Source organism: Streptococcus azizii (assembly GCF_001984715.1).
Classification (GTDB): Bacteria; Bacillota; Bacilli; order Lactobacillales; family Streptococcaceae; genus Streptococcus; species Streptococcus azizii.
On record NZ_MSPR01000001.1, the window covers coordinates 90,734 to 106,381 of the forward strand.

The 15,648-nt window shown below is 43.6% G+C and carries 16 protein-coding genes; 5 read left to right on the plus strand and 11 right to left on the minus strand.

Features of this window, described 5'->3' with window-relative positions; translation table 11 throughout:
* The first annotated feature begins 164 nt into the window (after window positions 1-164).
* Together BVE84_RS00425 and BVE84_RS00430 are read left to right on the plus strand one after the other, a co-directional pair.
* Window positions 165-1,619, plus strand: coding sequence for a sucrose-6-phosphate hydrolase (locus BVE84_RS00425; RefSeq protein WP_076995124.1), 1,455 nt, complete (start codon window positions 165-167; stop codon window positions 1,617-1,619).
* Window positions 1,600-2,562, plus strand: a complete 963-nt coding sequence (locus BVE84_RS00430) for a LacI family DNA-binding transcriptional regulator (protein ID WP_076995125.1) — start codon at window positions 1,600-1,602, stop codon at window positions 2,560-2,562. Before BVE84_RS00425 ends, BVE84_RS00430 begins: the two co-directional genes overlap by 20 nt.
* Before the next feature lie 383 nt (window positions 2,563-2,945).
* Here the strand turns inward: BVE84_RS00430 and nusB are convergent, their stop codons facing one another.
* From nusB to BVE84_RS00470, 8 genes are all read right to left on the minus strand, one after another.
* Window positions 2,946-3,368 (minus strand): transcription antitermination factor NusB, encoded by a 423-nt coding sequence (nusB, locus tag BVE84_RS00435; RefSeq protein ID WP_076995126.1) that lies wholly within the window; start codon window positions 3,366-3,368, stop codon window positions 2,946-2,948.
* The gene (locus tag BVE84_RS00440) at window positions 3,358-3,750 is read right to left on the minus strand and encodes an Asp23/Gls24 family envelope stress response protein (protein ID WP_076995127.1); all 393 of its coding nucleotides are present in this window, start codon (window positions 3,748-3,750) and stop codon (window positions 3,358-3,360) included. Before BVE84_RS00440 ends, nusB begins: the two co-directional genes overlap by 11 nt.
* Before the next feature lie 27 nt (window positions 3,751-3,777).
* Window positions 3,778-4,335, minus strand: coding sequence for an elongation factor P (efp, locus tag BVE84_RS00445; protein WP_024416366.1), 558 nt, complete (start codon window positions 4,333-4,335; stop codon window positions 3,778-3,780).
* 866 nt (window positions 4,336-5,201) lie between these two features.
* Window positions 5,202-6,263 carry a M24 family metallopeptidase gene (locus tag BVE84_RS00450; protein ID WP_076995128.1) on the minus strand — a complete coding sequence of 354 codons (1,062 nt, stop codon included), beginning with the start codon at window positions 6,261-6,263 and terminating at the stop codon, window positions 5,202-5,204.
* A 670-nt stretch (window positions 6,264-6,933) separates the two neighbouring features.
* Window positions 6,934-7,311, minus strand: coding sequence for a type II toxin-antitoxin system HicB family antitoxin (locus BVE84_RS00455; protein ID WP_076995129.1), 378 nt, complete (start codon window positions 7,309-7,311; stop codon window positions 6,934-6,936).
* 35 nt (window positions 7,312-7,346) lie between these two features.
* Window positions 7,347-7,538: a type II toxin-antitoxin system HicA family toxin gene (locus tag BVE84_RS00460; RefSeq protein WP_076995130.1), complete on the minus strand. Its 192-nt coding sequence runs from the start codon at window positions 7,536-7,538 to the stop codon at window positions 7,347-7,349.
* 115 nt (window positions 7,539-7,653) lie between these two features.
* Entirely contained in the window at window positions 7,654-10,482 is a 2,829-nt protein-coding gene (gene uvrA / locus BVE84_RS00465) for an excinuclease ABC subunit UvrA (RefSeq protein WP_076995131.1), read from the minus strand.
* A 447-nt stretch (window positions 10,483-10,929) separates the two neighbouring features.
* Window positions 10,930-11,388 carry a rhodanese-like domain-containing protein gene (locus BVE84_RS00470; RefSeq protein WP_076995132.1) on the minus strand — a complete coding sequence of 153 codons (459 nt, stop codon included), beginning with the start codon at window positions 11,386-11,388 and terminating at the stop codon, window positions 10,930-10,932.
* Between the two features lie 260 nt (window positions 11,389-11,648).
* On the opposite strand from BVE84_RS00470, the gene BVE84_RS00475 reads away from it, so the two are divergent.
* The 3 genes from BVE84_RS00475 to BVE84_RS00485 all read left to right on the plus strand — a co-directional run bounded on the left by BVE84_RS00475 (window position 11,649) and on the right by BVE84_RS00485 (window position 14,041).
* Complete coding sequence (locus BVE84_RS00475; protein WP_076995133.1) at window positions 11,649-12,593, plus strand: magnesium transporter CorA family protein; 945 nt, start codon at window positions 11,649-11,651, stop codon at window positions 12,591-12,593.
* A gap of 20 nt (window positions 12,594-12,613) precedes the next feature.
* Window positions 12,614-13,267 carry a DUF1129 domain-containing protein gene (locus BVE84_RS00480; protein WP_076995134.1) on the plus strand — a complete coding sequence of 218 codons (654 nt, stop codon included), beginning with the start codon at window positions 12,614-12,616 and terminating at the stop codon, window positions 13,265-13,267.
* An 81-nt stretch (window positions 13,268-13,348) separates the two neighbouring features.
* Entirely contained in the window at window positions 13,349-14,041 is a 693-nt protein-coding gene (locus tag BVE84_RS00485) for a hypothetical protein (protein ID WP_076995135.1), read from the plus strand.
* Window positions 14,042-14,538: 497 nt separating this feature from the next.
* Here the strand turns inward: BVE84_RS00485 and rpsR are convergent, their stop codons facing one another.
* The 3 genes from rpsR to rpsF are packed head-to-tail and all read right to left on the minus strand — an operon-like array spanning window position 14,539 to window position 15,607.
* The gene (gene rpsR / locus BVE84_RS00490; protein ID WP_002939250.1) at window positions 14,539-14,778 is read right to left on the minus strand and encodes a 30S ribosomal protein S18; all 240 of its coding nucleotides are present in this window, start codon (window positions 14,776-14,778) and stop codon (window positions 14,539-14,541) included.
* Between the two features lie 32 nt (window positions 14,779-14,810).
* Complete coding sequence (locus BVE84_RS00495; protein ID WP_076995136.1) at window positions 14,811-15,305, minus strand: single-stranded DNA-binding protein; 495 nt, start codon at window positions 15,303-15,305, stop codon at window positions 14,811-14,813.
* A gap of 11 nt (window positions 15,306-15,316) precedes the next feature.
* Window positions 15,317-15,607, minus strand: a complete 291-nt coding sequence (rpsF, locus tag BVE84_RS00500) for a 30S ribosomal protein S6 (protein ID WP_076995137.1) — start codon at window positions 15,605-15,607, stop codon at window positions 15,317-15,319.
* Between the last annotated feature and the right edge of the window lie 41 nt (window positions 15,608-15,648).

Here is a 15,648-nt window from a genome sequence, read left to right on the forward strand (position 1 = left end):
TGTTTTTTATTATATCATTTTTTATCGATATGTCAAACGCTTGACAGAATTTTTTATTGTTTTTCTTAATTTTGCGTTAAAGCCTTGCTTTTTGACAAGTAAACGTTTACTATATTACTATAAACTATAGAATCAATACAGAGACGATTATAAAAGGAGAATCCATGGCTTTCACAACCGAAGAACGCTACCGTGCTTATGCAGACTGGCCCGCAGACCATATCGAAACCATCAAACAAAATACAAAAAGCTCCCCTTGGAGAACAAACTTTCATATCGAAACACCTCACGGACTCTTAAATGACCCGAATGGCTTTTCCCATTTCAATGGAAAATGGACTCTTTTCTACCAATATTTTCCATTTGGTGCCGCTCACGGCTTGAAATCATGGGTTCACATGGAATCGGCAGACTTAGTGCATTTTGAAAAAACTGGAACCATCCTTTATCCAGATACAGCCCTCGACAGCCATGGGGCTTACTCTGGCTCTGCCATGCAGTTTGATGATCACCTGTTTCTCTTTTATACAGGGAATGTCCGTGATGAAAATTGGGTGCGTCATCCCTACCAAATCGGTGCTCTCATGGACACCGATGGTCATATCCAAAAATTGAACAAGGTCTTAATCGACCAACCATCCGATACGACAGACCACTTCCGCGATCCACAAATCTTCAACTATGAAGGGAACTACTACGCCATCGTAGGGGGACAAAACCTAGAGAAACAGGGCATCATCAAACTCTACAAAGCGGTCAATAATGACTACCTCAACTGGGAGTATATCGACGATCTAGCATTTGACAATGACCTGACTGCCTACATGATGGAATGTCCGAACCTAGTCTTTATCAGTGGACAACCTGTCCTCCTCTATTGTCCGCAAGGACTGGACAAGACTGTTCTGGACTATGGCAATATTTATCCAAATCTGTATAAAGTTGGTCAATCTTTTAATCCTGAGACGGCTACCATGATCAACCCAGGTCCTTTAGAACAGTTGGACTACGGCTTTGAATGCTATGCAACTCAAGCCTTCAACGACCCTTTTGGACGCGCCCTTGCTGTGAGCTGGCTCGCCCTACCAGATGTCGACTACCCGACAGATCGCTATGACTACCAAGGTTGCCTCTCCCTTGTCAAAGAATTAACCATTAAAGACGGCAAACTCTACCAATACCCCGTCCCAGCCATTACCAGTCTCCGGGCTGAAGCGCAACTTTTCACTGAAAAGACTAAGACCGATAATACCTACGAATTAGAATTAACGATAGAAGCCAATAGCCATTTAGAATTAGTCCTCTTTGCTGACGCTGATGGCCACGGACTCAAGCTCACCATTGACCCTACAAACGGCTGTATTGTCCTAGACCGCAAGGACTGCGGAGAAGCCTTCGCCCTCGACTTTGGGACAACACGCCATTGCCAGATTGCCAATCAAGCAACAATCGCCAATATCTTCATTGACAAATCTGTCTTTGAAATTTTTATCAACAAAGGAGAAAAGGTATTTTCCGGACGTGTCTTCCCTCGCCAAGATCAATCTGGTATCACGATTCTATCAGGTCAGGCAACCGGAAATTACTACCCATTAGATTATGGTCACAAAACTCACTGATGTCGCAAAGCTAGCAGGGGTCAGTCCTACGACTGTCTCCCGCGTCATTAACAAAAAAGGCTACCTCTCTGAAAAAACCATCCGAAAGGTTACCGACGCCATGCGAGAGCTGGGTTACAAACCCAACAATCTTGCGCGTGGCTTACAGGGAAAATCTGCCAAATTGGTCGGCTTGATTTTCCCCAATATCGGTAATATTTTCTATGCAGAATTGATTGAGTATCTGGAAAAAGAATTGTTCAACCATGGCTACAAGGCCATTATCTGCAATAGCCAGCACGATTCTGCAAAAGAACGTGAATATCTGGAGATGCTGACAGCCAATCAGGTCGACGGGATTATCTCTGGTAGCCACAATTTAGGCATCAAAGACTATGACCGAATCTCTGCTCCCATTATCGCCTTTGATCGAAACTTATCACCGTCAACACCGATTGTCTCCTCTGATAACTACAGCGGTGGGGTGCTTGCTGCCCAGACCTTAAAAAAAGCCGGCTGTCAACAACCGATTATGATTACAGGAAACGATGATTCCAATTCTCCTACAAGCCTGCGCCAAAAAGGGTTTTCCAGCATTTTTCCACAAGCAACAGTCTACCACATCTCAAGTGACTTCTCCCCTATCCGTAAGGAGATGGAAATTAAAAGCATTTTACAGACTCTCCAAGCTGACGGAGTCTTTGTCTCAGGAGATCTGATGGCTATGCTGGTTTGGAATATTGCTCACTCTTTGGGACTTTCTATCCCACAAGACCTAAAACTCATCGGCTACGATGGGACTTACTTCGTTGAGACCCACTATCCACAACTTACTACGATTAAACAGCCGCTAGCAGATATTGCAACATTGATGGTCGATCTACTCCTCCAAAAAATTGACGGAGCCTCCCTTGACCAACAGTATTCTCTTCCAATCAGCCTCTTAGCAGGTCGCAGTATCTAATATACTCACTTAGTTTCTCTTTTATTACTTCGACGAGTGAAAAGCTCCAGTGGAGGTTTTCAGCCTACCACCTCTCATTAAAAAGTGGTCGTTAGAAACTCCGTTGCCCTATTTCCAACCTTGTCCACTTCGCTCTCAAATTTTTAGGCTCAGGCTGAAACAGTTCACCGAACTGTTTCACTCTCCCAGATGATTGGAACTCGCTTTGCCGTACTCTACGATTGTCACTGACTATCGTCAGTATGATTTCCAACCTTCAACAGCCTAATGACTGTTGAAGCAGCCTGCAGCTCGTTGCCTATTACTAAAAGTAAACTAAAAGACCATACATAATAAAAAGTCCTACCATTCTCCGTAAAGTGAAGAACTGTAGGACTTTTTGATTATGACTTTATAAATTGACTCAAGACACCGTTGATGAATTTTACAGAAGCAGGGTCCGAAAATTCTTTTGCTAGCTCAATCGCTTCATTGACGGCAACGCGATCGGGTGTCTCTTCGAAATATAACATTTCAAACAGTCCCAAACGCATAATATTCTTATCAATCAAGGTCAAACGCTCCAAGGTCCAGCCTGCTTTCAAACGCGTCTCCAACTGGGCATCGATCTCTTCTTGCACATCTGCAACCCCTGTAACCAGATTCAACAGAAAGAGCGGAAGTGCGACCTCTTTTTCTTCTTCGTCATTATAGAGATAAGCAAACTGAGCTGCCTGAAGGGGTTCCTGACCAAATTCCAAAGAGACAATGGCCTGAAGCGCACACCTGCGCAAATAGTGCCGTGATTCGTGTTGCTTATTCTTCATCTAAGAAGTCCTCACCAAACAAATCTTTTAAATCTGGCTTTGGCGTCTTGTCTGGTACGATACCATCTACATGAATATTGACCGTTTTTACAGTAACATCCGCATAGTTGGCAATGGCCGTTTTCACTGCGCGTTGAATATTCATTGATACTGTTGGAACATTGACTCCATATTCCAAATAAACATAGATATCCGCTGTTACATCTCCTGCCTCATCTGTCTGAAGATAGACACCGCGGTTTAGGGCTGTCTTTGATAAGCCATCTCTTACTTTCTTGTTGTGTAACGAATGCACACCTTCTACCTTAGCAGAAGCAATCCCTGTAATCACCTCCAAGACACGAGGTGCAATAACAATTTCGCCTAAATTTTCTTTTGCCATGAGAAACCCTTTCTAAGAGGTATGCGATTAAGCACGTGATACGTATGTTCCCTCTGCCGTGTTGATCACCAACTTCTGACCTGCTTCGATGAAGTCTGGAACGTTCACTACAAGACCTGTTTCCATAGTTGCAGGTTTTCCTGAACCAGTCACAGTCGCACCTTTGATAGAAGGTTGTGTTTCCGCAACTACCAACTCAACCGTTGTAGGAACTGTCACACCGATGACTTCTGTTCCGTAAAACTGGATTTTCACATCTGAGTTTTCCAAAATATACAACAATTCTTCCTTGATGGTCGCTACTGGAATTTCATACTGGTCATAGGTTTCCGTGTTCATAAAATAAGCAGTATCATCCATTTGGTAAAGGTACTGCGCTGGGACAGTTTCGATAATCGCTTGTTCAAATTTTTCGTCTGGTCGGTAGGTTGTATCGAAGGTTGAACCGGTACGAACATCGCGCAATTTCATCCGCATGATGGTGTTTCCCTTACCTGGCTTGTGGTGGCTTGCTTCCAAAACCTTGATCAATTTTCCTTCAGCCTCAAAAGTCATACCTGCTCTAAGTTTACTTGCTTCAATCATTGTATTGAATACCTCTTCACTTTTTATTTATTCGGTTCATTTTACCATAAACCGTCAAATTTCTCAAATATGGGACCATTCCCAAGGCTCGTCTGTATCCATTCGTTTTTCGATTCACCTTTATAATCTTTTCATCTCTATGTAGTATCCTTTACCATTTCCCTTTGGCAGGGCGGACGTCAGCAGACTCCTTTGGAGTTTTAGACTGAAGAAAAAGTCTACTTTCTTCAAAACGATTATTTTATTATGATACTTTACTTAGGTAGCACGGACGGCAGCAACTCCCTACGGGATTTCATGCCTAGATTTTGAGCCTGAGTCTCAAAATCTCCGAACACCAGAAACAGAACGTTTCTGGTGTTTTTTGCTACGGCGTAAAATAGCGGTTATGGGCTCGCTTCGCTCACCTTTTCACGAAGTGATAAGAGCACTGATACTATCCTTCGATGTTGACATTGACAAATTTTCTCAGAGATACTTTGTCTACAACCTGGACTCCTTTGCAGTTTTATCCCTTATTTTTGAGCCTCCGTCTCAAAAATCCCTCTCCAGACACTAGCATAGTAGGTGTCTGGAATAGGGCGGGACATAGCTTTAAAACGCTCACTTTGTTCACTACTTATTTCATAGATAGCGAGTGATGATCGTCTTTTCGGTTGTTTTTAGTCCTTACTCCACCCGTCTGGGAGAGTGAAACAGTTCGGTGAACTGTTTCAGCCTGAGCCTATAAATCCGAGAGCGAAGTAGGCAAGGTTGGAGATGAACGGAGAACAAGTCGTGTCAATAATTAGAAGCTGCTTCACCCTGTCCAAGTAAGGGCTAGGCAAGACCATCTCTTTCATCAAGCAGAAAGATCTTCGGAGAAACTATAAGACAATCAACTCTTTCGGCGCTGAGGTCAAGACCTCACAGCCTGTCTCTGTGATGAGGAGATCATCTTCAATGCGTACCCCATATCGCCCCTCTAGATAGATTCCTGGCTCATCTGTTAAGACCATCCCTGCTTGAATGGTATCGGTAGCTGTTTGTCTAAAGTAAGGAGGTTCATGGACATCTAGCCCCATACCATGTCCAATTCCATGAGTAAAGTAGGCGCCATATCCAGCTCTTTCAATCACACGGCGTGGCACACCATCAAATTCACGATACTCCATCCCTGCCTTGGCTGTTGCAATCAGGGCTTGATTCGCCGCTAAGACAGTTTGATAAATCTCTGCCTCTTCATCGCTGACAGAGCCGATATAAACTGTTCGCGTCATATCACTGACATAATGGTTATAGAGACAACCAAAATCTAGCGTCAGCGCATCTCCTACTTCAATGACCTTATTCGAGGCACGACCATGTGGCATAGCAGAGCGAAAACCAGATGCCGCAATCGTATCAAATGATACCCCTTCGGCCCCCATTTCCCTCATGCGAAAGTCAAGGAAATTGGCCACTTCCAATTCAGTTTTCCCTGGTTTGATAAAGTCCAAAGCGTCTAAAAAGGCTTGGTCCGAGATCTGGCAGGCGCGCTGGATGGTCGCAAGTTCTCCTGCATCCTTCACCATGCGCAAGCCCATCACTACATCCGTCGTAGGAATCAAATCTATACTTTCAAAAACGCTTTGCATAGCGTGATAGTAAGCCACCGACACCTCATCTTCAAAGGCCAATTCTCTCAAGTTGCTGTCTTTTAAAACCTGAGCTACAACTGAGAGGGCATCCCGATTAGACACTACTTCAAAACCTTTGACCACCGATTGGGCATAGGTGATATAGCGATCGTCTGTAATCAGAACTTGACGCTCTGCTGTCACCAAAACCGTTCCAGCTGTCCCCCAGAACCCTGTTAGATAGTAGATATTTTTCAGATTGGTCACCAAAAAGGCTGCCAATCCCTGCTCTTGCATATGTTGACGGAGGTTTTCTAATCTTCTTTGCATCTTTCCTGCTCCTTAACTTTTTTTATTATTCTATCACTATTTTGAAAAGAATACTAGGAAAGGGGAATACACTCTATCAAAAGACAAGGCAGCATTTATTCTACATGAAAGGAGAGGTTTATACTCTTCGGAAATCAAACTCAGGTATTGTTGACTTGATTCGCTGAACTTCAGTCCTATCTGCATCTGCGTGTCTAGTTTAATGTTAATTTTCATTGAATATATAATCGTTCAGTTTATACCTAAAGGTAGCCACAGCTGTAATTGACTAAATCTGAAACAGCTGCGTCTCTTTTATTACTTCGACGAGTGAAAAGCTCCAGTGAAGCGAAACCATTCGGAGAACTGTTTCAGCTGGTCATCCAAAGACAAGAAAGTGACCCTAGAATCCCGAATTTAGACATTAAAAAGTGAAGGAATTTGTCACTGACCCTAAAAAACAAGAAGCGAAGATAGAACAAGGAAATAGGTCGAAAACCTCCAATGGAGCTTTTCACTCATCAAAACTCCTATTTTCACTTTGAGTTCTACACGCCCTTTGTAGCTTTTCTTATTTCAACTACCTTCGGCTTCGTTTCCTAGTCTACTCTTGATTTTTATTGAATAGTACAATTCTATAATGGATTACTGAGGTACGTAGAATAGCAAAAAGCCCAGCGAGCGGCTAGGCTTATACTTGCAAACGTCTCTCTAAGGCCTTTGTTAATACTTCTGAATAGTTCAAACCCTCACGGTCAGCGAGTTTAGTCAACCATTCAGGAACAGTCACATTCTTTCTAACTGCTTTATTGTTTTTAATGAATGGCGTTGGGTCAGCCTGTATCATTGTGACAAAACCATCAGGAGAATGTAGGGCTTCTATATTGGTCATTTTAGGCAACACTATCCCCTCATCAATGTAAAGAGCGATAGAACTTCCTAAAAATTCACGGGCATTATACATAGCTTCTTCTAGGTCATCTCCTTGAGTACCCCCTCCGAATTCTGGAAATTCTACCCAGTAGCCTGTGTCTTCAGAGTGAAAAATAGCAGGATAAGATTTTAACATGGTTTACCTCCAGAAATGAAAGAGATAGGACTTTTTTATAATAGCCCCAAATCTTTCAGAATTTTCTTTTCAAGTCCTTTTCCCAAATCCTTATTTCCATGAACAGGAATCGTAACTATTTTTGAAAACCCCTCTTTTTTGAAATGGTGATGACTTCCATTGACTCGGATTTCTTCCCATCCGTTAGCCTCTACAAGTTTTACCATCTCTTTTCCTGTAAGTGGCATAGCGCTACTACCTCCTTACATTATCAATTTTATACGTATTATGCGCATTTGTCAAGTAGGGCAATAAACACCTTCAATCTAATTGCAGATAGCCCTAAAACACCGAATGTTTCATTTATTTATGTAACTTCCCTTTTAAATACTGTCCTGTATAGCTGGCGTCATTTGTCGCTACTTCTTCTGGTGTTCCGGTCGCGATAATCATACCGCCACCGATACCGCCTTCTGGTCCTAGGTCAATGAGATGGTCTGCTGTTTTTATCACATCCAAATTATGCTCGATGACCAGCACCGTATTACCATCATCGACAAAGCGTGCCAAGACTTTCAAGAGCTGGGCAATGTCTTCTGTATGTAGACCAGTTGTTGGCTCATCTAAGATATATAAGGATTTACCCGTCGAACGCTTGTGGAGTTCTGATGCCAGCTTCATCCGCTGGGCTTCTCCTCCTGATAGGGTCGTCGCTGGTTGTCCCAAAGTGACGTAGCCTAGACCAACATCCTGAATGGTGCGTAATTTCCGCTCAATCTTTGGAATATGCTTGAAGAAGTCGACTGCATCGTTGACCGTCATATCGAGGACTTCTGCGATATTTTTTTCCTTATAGTGGACCTCAAGGGTCTCTGAATTGTACCTGCGACCATGGCAGACCTCACAAGGGACAAAGACATCTGGCAGGAAGTGCATTTCAATCTTGATAATACCATCTCCCGAGCAGGCCTCACAGCGACCTCCCTTGACATTAAAGGAGAAGCGTCCCTTCTTATAGCCTCGAATCTTGGCTTCATTGGTCTGGGCAAACAAATCCCTGATGTCATCAAAGACCCCTGTGTAGGTAGCAGGATTGGAGCGAGGAGTACGTCCAATCGGGCTTTGGTCAATATCAATCAAGCGATCCAGATGTTCGATTCCTGAAATAGTCTTAAATTTTCCTGGCTTGTCCGAATTGCGGTTGAGTTTCTGAGCAATGGCTTTTTTCAAGATTGAGTTGACCAACGTCGACTTGCCAGAACCAGATACTCCCGTGACAGCGACAAACTTGCCAAGGGGAATCCGAGCAGTTACGTTCTGAAGATTGTTCTCACGCGCACCGGTCACTTCGATAAAACGACCATTGCCAATCCGACGCTCCAAGGGAAGGGGGATTTCCCGTTTGCCAGACAGGTATTGACCCGTGATAGATTTCTTATTTCTCGCAACCTGAGCCGGTGTACCAGAAGCGACAATCTCACCCCCAAAGACACCTGCACCTGGTCCAATATCAATGAGATAATCCGCTTCCCTCATCGTATCTTCATCGTGTTCGACCACGATTAGGGTATTGCCCAAGTCCCGCATTTTCTTGAGACTAGCAATCAGGCGGTCATTGTCCCGCTGATGCAATCCGATAGAAGGCTCATCCAAAATATACAGGACGCCACTGAGATTTGAACCGATTTGAGTGGCTAGGCGAATCCGCTGACTTTCTCCACCTGACAAGGTCCCGGCTGAACGTGACAAGGTCAAATAATTCAGTCCGACATTGTTTAAGAAGGTCAAGCGATCCTTGATTTCCTTGACAATCGGATTTGCGATGGTAGCTTCATTGGTCGACAGCTGTAGGTGGGACACCAGCTCTAAGTGGTCTGCTACAGATAAATCAGACAGCTCCCCAATATGTAGGCCTTTCTCTCCACCCACACGAACCGATAGGGCTTGGTCATTCAGGCGGTAGCCCTGACAGGTCGCACAAGTCAATTCATTCATATAAGCTCGCATGACCTGACGGGTATAGTCACTGTTGGTCTCACGATAGCGACGGCTGATATTAGTCATCAAGCCCTCAAAAGGAATATCAATATCACGTACTCCCCCAAACTCATTCTCATAATGGAAGTGAAATTCTTTGCCATCTGAACCGTGGAAAATCAAGGATTTTTCCTCTTCCGACAAGCTCTCAAACGGGGTATCCATATCGACCCCAAACTGGGTCATGGCCTGCTCCAACATCTGTGGATAGTAGTTAGATGAAATCGGATTCCAAGGCGCTAAGGCACCCTCACGTAAGGTTTTCTGAGGGTCTGGCACAATCAGGTCTTCATCGACTTCCAATTTCATTCCCAGACCATCGCAATCGCTACAAGAGCCAAAAGGCGCGTTGAAAGAAAAGAGTCGCGGCTCCAATTCTGGGACAGTAAAGCCACAGACCGGACAGGCGTAATACTCTGAAAAGAGAAGCTCCTGCCCATCCATCGTATCAATGATGACATAACCGTCTGCAATGCGCAAGGCTGCTTCAATCGAGTCAAATAAACGCGAACGAATGCCCTCTTTTAACACGATACGGTCCACTACTACCTCAATCGTATGTTGCTTACTCTTTGATAATTCCGGTACCTCCGTCACATCATAAACAACCCCATCTACCCGGACACGGACGTAACCATCCTTTTGAACCTTCTCAAAAATGGCCTTGTGCTGTCCCTTTTTCTTCCGCACAATCGGCGCTAGAACTTGCAGGCGCTGACGCTCTGGCAATTCCAAGACCTCATCAACAATCTGTTCCACAGATGAAGCCGAAATCGCTCCATGACCATTGATACAGTAGGGCGTTCCTACCCGAGCATACAAGAGGCGCAAATAATCATTGATCTCCGTCACCGTTCCGACTGTTGAGCGCGGATTTTTCGAGGTAGTTTTTTGATCGATCGAAATAGCAGGACTCAGCCCTTCAATCGAGTCTACATCAGGCTTGTCCATATTGCCCAAAAACTGGCGGGCATAGGCCGACAAGCTCTCTACATATCGCCGTTGCCCTTCTGCATACAAGGTATCAAAGGCGAGACTTGACTTTCCTGAACCAGACAGTCCCGTCACTACCACTAACTTCTCACGTGGAATGGTCACATCAATATTTTTTAAATTATGGGCGCGAGCCCCATGAATTACAATCTTATCGTTCATTTCTTCTTCCTTCTACAATGACTCTATTATACCACTTTTTAGGCATGAGTGACTCATCGGAGTATCACTCACCACCCAACGCTGGCAAATCAAGTTTTTAATACTCCTGAAAGATAGCAGCCCCTACTAAACATAGACGAGCTTGTCCCTTATAGTCGTTTAGTTTATACCTAAAGGTAGCCACAGCTGTAATTGACTAAATCTGAAACAGCTGCGTCTCTTTTATTACTTCGACGAGTGAAAAGCTCCAGTGGAGGTTTTCAGCCTACCACCTTTCATTAAAAAAGTGGTAGTTAGAAACTCCGTTTCCCTATTTCCCACTTCCAATAATCTAGGAGGATTGGAAGTGGGAAATAGATGTAAAAGGTAAACTAATACTCAATAAAAATCAAAAGTTGGCAACGTATCCTGTTAATTTTTAAAGAGTATAAATGGCGATACCAGCTTCTATTTTCGTAAGCTACCACCTATGGCTTCTACCTCTTCCACACCGCCTAAATCATAAACTTGGCTAAACCCCGCCTCTCTTAAAATCTTAGTTGCTTGGGCCGAACGAATCCCTTTCAAACAGTGGACATAAATTGTCGTATCCTTTGGCAGATCGGGCAGTTTCCCAGCTTCTAAATCGTCGATGGGGAGATTGTCTGTCATTTCAAAACGCCCCTCGTCATATTCCTCTTTTGAGCGAACATCATAGAATTTGGCACCTGCTTCTACATCTTTCCGAACCTGTTCAAACGTCAACTGATATGTCTGTGCATCCACGCCAGCCTTCCTCCAATCTATTTCTTTGGCTTGCTTTATAGAAGTAGTATCTGTTGAATTAGTAGGTGGAAGTGGACTGGTAGAGCGACAACCACCCAACAGAAGAACAGCTACTCCAACACTGCATATTGCTACTTTCATTCAAGATTTTCCTTTCTCCTAGAATCGTCTTACACTCCCTAATCATCAAACGAGGAGACCGAGTATCCAGTCGATTTTTAAAGAGTATGAAACCAAGAATTTCTGTTATTGTACCATACCTTATATACCGATACCGTAAAACTTGCCCAAGCCGCTCCTCCTTTTAGCAACATCTGGGGAAAACTTTTCCTTTAGGGAGCTTTTTTTGGTATAATGAAGGGGTGCGTTTGAACGCAATAAAAACTGAGGAGGACTTGAGTATGAAGCAAATGTTTCGTTCTACATTAACTGATTTAGAAGAAATCCAAACCTTTGAACCGGGATCTTGGATTAACTTGGTCAATCCCTCCCAGGAAGAGTCTGTCACATTAGCAGAACAGTTCAACATCGACATCACAGATTTACGGGCGCCACTTGACGTTGAGGAATCATCCCGTATCGCTGTGGAAGATGACTACACCCTCATTATTGTGGACGTTCCGACCTATGAAGAGCGAAACAACAAGAGCTACCACATCACTCTACCGCTCGGGATTATTGTGACTAAGGATGTCGTCATTACCACCTGCGTGCAACCTTTGACCCTCTTTGATCATTTTTTCAATCGGCGGATTAAAAATTTCTATACGTTTATGAAAACGCGATTTGTTTTTCAACTACTCTATCGCAATGCCGAGCTCTTCATCACTGCTCTTCGCTCTATTGACCGGCAGACAGATCAGATTAGCGCCCATATTGACCGAGCTACAAAAAATGAGCAGGTTATTGATATGATGGAGTTGGAAAAATCCATCGTCTACCTAAAAGCCTCCCTAAAACTCAATGAGCGGGTGGTGAAAAAACTGGCTGTCCGAAACAGTACCTTAAAAAAATATGTCGAGGACGAGGACTTACTTGAGGACACCTTAATCGAAACCCAACAGGCTCTTGAGATGGCCGATATCTATGGCAATGTCTTGTATGCCATGACCGAAACATCTGCGGCAATCATTTCTAACAATCAAAACACGATTATGAAAACATTGGCACTCATGACCATGGCACTAGATATTCCCACCGTCATTTTCTCAGCCTATGGGATGAATGTCCCTACATCCGGCATGCCCTTTGGAGGATACCCCAACTCCTTTTGGATTATCGCCTTTATCTCTGCCTGCTTCAGTGCAGTTGTCGTCATTAACTTTTTAAGAAAAAAATGGTTCTAGCCACCAAGAGGAGATTATTTATGTCATTTACAGAAATCAAAGAATTGACCAAGAAAAATCAGGAATTTATCCATATCGCAACCAACCAGCTTATCAAGGCTGGTAAGACCGATACAGAAGTCAAAGAATTACTTGAAGAAATTCTTCCTGTCATTTTGGAAAATCAAAAAAAGGGAGTCACAGCCCGCAGCATCTACGGCGCACCTAGCGCTTGGGTTGCCAGCAAAACAGCTCCCCTTGAAGACGCAGGGCAACCGCAGCTCAACGACAACCCTTGGCTCATGTGGCTCGACTCCAGTCTCCTACTCCTTGCCATTATCGGTGTGGTCAACGGTGCGATGAATTCATTTGGTGCAGGTGTCAACTACGGTCTCATTACCATGTTACTCATTGGCTTTGGCGTAGGGGCCGGTATGTATATGATGTACCACTTCGTCTACCGTGAGCAAGCTAGGACTGGTAAGCGCCCTAGCATCATCAGAGCCCTTGCCTTTCTGGTCCTAGCCACCCTTGCTTGGACGATTGTTTTCTTCCTTGCGGCACTCATTCCAAGCTCTATCAATCCACCTGTATCGCCATTCTTTGCTATGTTAATCGGAGCAGTAGCATTTGGGATTCGCTACCTCCTCAAGAAAAAATACAACATTCGCAATGCCATGCAACCTATGGCATAATTAGCAGGAGAGCTAAACGCCATTGAGACTCAACATCTCAATCACCTCACTCTAATTCTTCAAAAAAACCTGGAGGTCTCCATGAAAAAAAACTACTCTTGGCAAGTATTATTACTACTATTTGCTATCTACCTTATCCTTATCGCTTTTGTCCCTGAACTAAGCATCATCTTCGACTACTTCCGCCTAACCCTGCTTCTGGCTCTTGGCTTTTTGTGGCTGGGAGTAGAGCGGAAGAATACTCTGTTATTCTTTGTTGGACTAAGTTTCTCAGCCCTCTATATGCGGGACATCATCCCATATTCTTATGCTCTCTTTAATGTCGGTCCTCTCTTTTTTGGTATTCTCGTTTTAGGAATCGCCCTTCACAGTATCAATAAAAAAAGACAGCAGCAGTCATTCTCGCAATTTGACTCCACAAAGACCACCCTCCATTCAAGTGATAGCAATTATCTGAGTATCGAAGCTAATTTCACCGACAAATATGAATACTCTGTTGCTCCTGCTCTACAAGCCATCTCAATCAAAGCCTTCTGCGCTAATGTGCAATTAGATATCCACACAGCCTCCTTTGAAAAAGACATCACCCAGCTTAGCGTCAAAAATACTCTCTCAAACTGTCGGATTCAAATTCCCAAAAACGTCAAGGTTGTCAATACCCTCAAGTCAGGCTTCGGCGAGCTCTATCTTCCCCCAACTCCCCAAGAGACCACTCATCAGCTCTACCTAACAGGAAGTAACATAGCAGGTACCATCACCATTCAATACATTTGACCCCCGATAAACCTTGCTTTTATCCAGAATATCGGCTCAAGAAAACCAAAAACAAATGGATTGAATAGACGCTACACTCCAAGGAATACTCCATGAAAATAGGGAATCGGATTGATGAGCTACATAATCTGATTCCCTATTTTTCGCTTATAGACCACGTAACTTAACTATTTTTTCTTCCCTTTTCCCAAGTAACGCAAGTCTACGCGAGCTTGGTTATCCCCCAGCAAAGTAGCCCAAAATGTGATGTTTCTCACAGTCGGAGCTGTTGATACTCTTCAAACATCAGCAGAATACTCTGTCAACTCCTCTCGGCTCGTGAAAAAACAGGCCAATGGACCTCGACTCGCCTTCTTGTTTCTAGGCTCGTGAAAAAACAGTCCACTGGACCTTAACTCGCCTTCTTATTTCTAAGCTCGTGAAAAAGAGGTCCACCGGACCTTAACTCGCTTTCTTGTTTCTAGGCTCGTGAAAAAGAGGTCCACCGGACCTCTTTTTTAATCTTCATTTACAAATGGTAGTAATGCCATCACGCGAGCGCGTTTGATTGCTGTTGTTACTTTACGTTGATTTTTAGCTGAAGTTCCAGTTACGCGACGTGGTAAGATTTTTCCACGTTCTGAGATGAAACGGCTAAGAAGCTCAGTATCTTTGTAATCAACATATTCAATTTTATTCGCTGCGATATAATCAACTTTCTTACGGCGTTTGAAGCCGCCACGACGTTGTTGAGCCATGTTTTCTCCTTTATAATTTTATTTGTCCTTACCTAAAATGGTAAATCATCGTCTGAAATATCCATCGGATTCGTCGTTCCAAATGGACTTTCATCGCGTGCAAAGTTTGGGGTAGATTGTGCAGGCGCTTGATACGGTGAGTTGTAATCACTGCCTCCAGCAAATGAATTACCTGCTTGGTAACCACCGCCTTGCCCTTCACGTGCAGTACGACTTTCCAATAATTGGAAATTATCTGCAACAACCTCTGTTACATAAACGCGTTGACCTTGTTGATTTTCGTAATTACGAGTTTGAATACGACCCGTAATTCCCACCAAGGCACCTTTTTTAGCCCAGTTTGCCAGGTTTTCAGCCTGCTGGCGCCAAATCACGACGTTAATAAAATCCGCTTCCCGCTCACCATTTTGATTTTTAAAATTACGGTTAACCGCAAGTGTAAATGTCGCAACAGCTTGGTTTGACGGTGTGTAACGAAGTTCTGCATCGCGGGTCATACGACCAACTAGTACTACATTATTTATCATAGTCTACCTTCTTACGCGTCTAATTTCACAATCATGTGACGAAGAATGTCACCGTTGATTTTTGAAAGACGGTCAAACTCTTTAAGAGCTACGTCATCAGTTGCTTCAACGTTTACAATGTGGTAAAGTCCTTCACGGAAATCTTTGATTTCGTATGCAAGACGACGTTTTTCCCATGCTTTTGACTCGACAATCGTTGCACCATTGTCAGTCAAGATAGAGTCAAAACGTGCTACCAAAGCATTTTTAGCTTCTTCTTCAATGTTTGGACGAATAATATAAAGAATTTCGTATTTAGCCATTGATATGTTCCTCCTTTTGGTCTAATGACTCATGGTCTAGC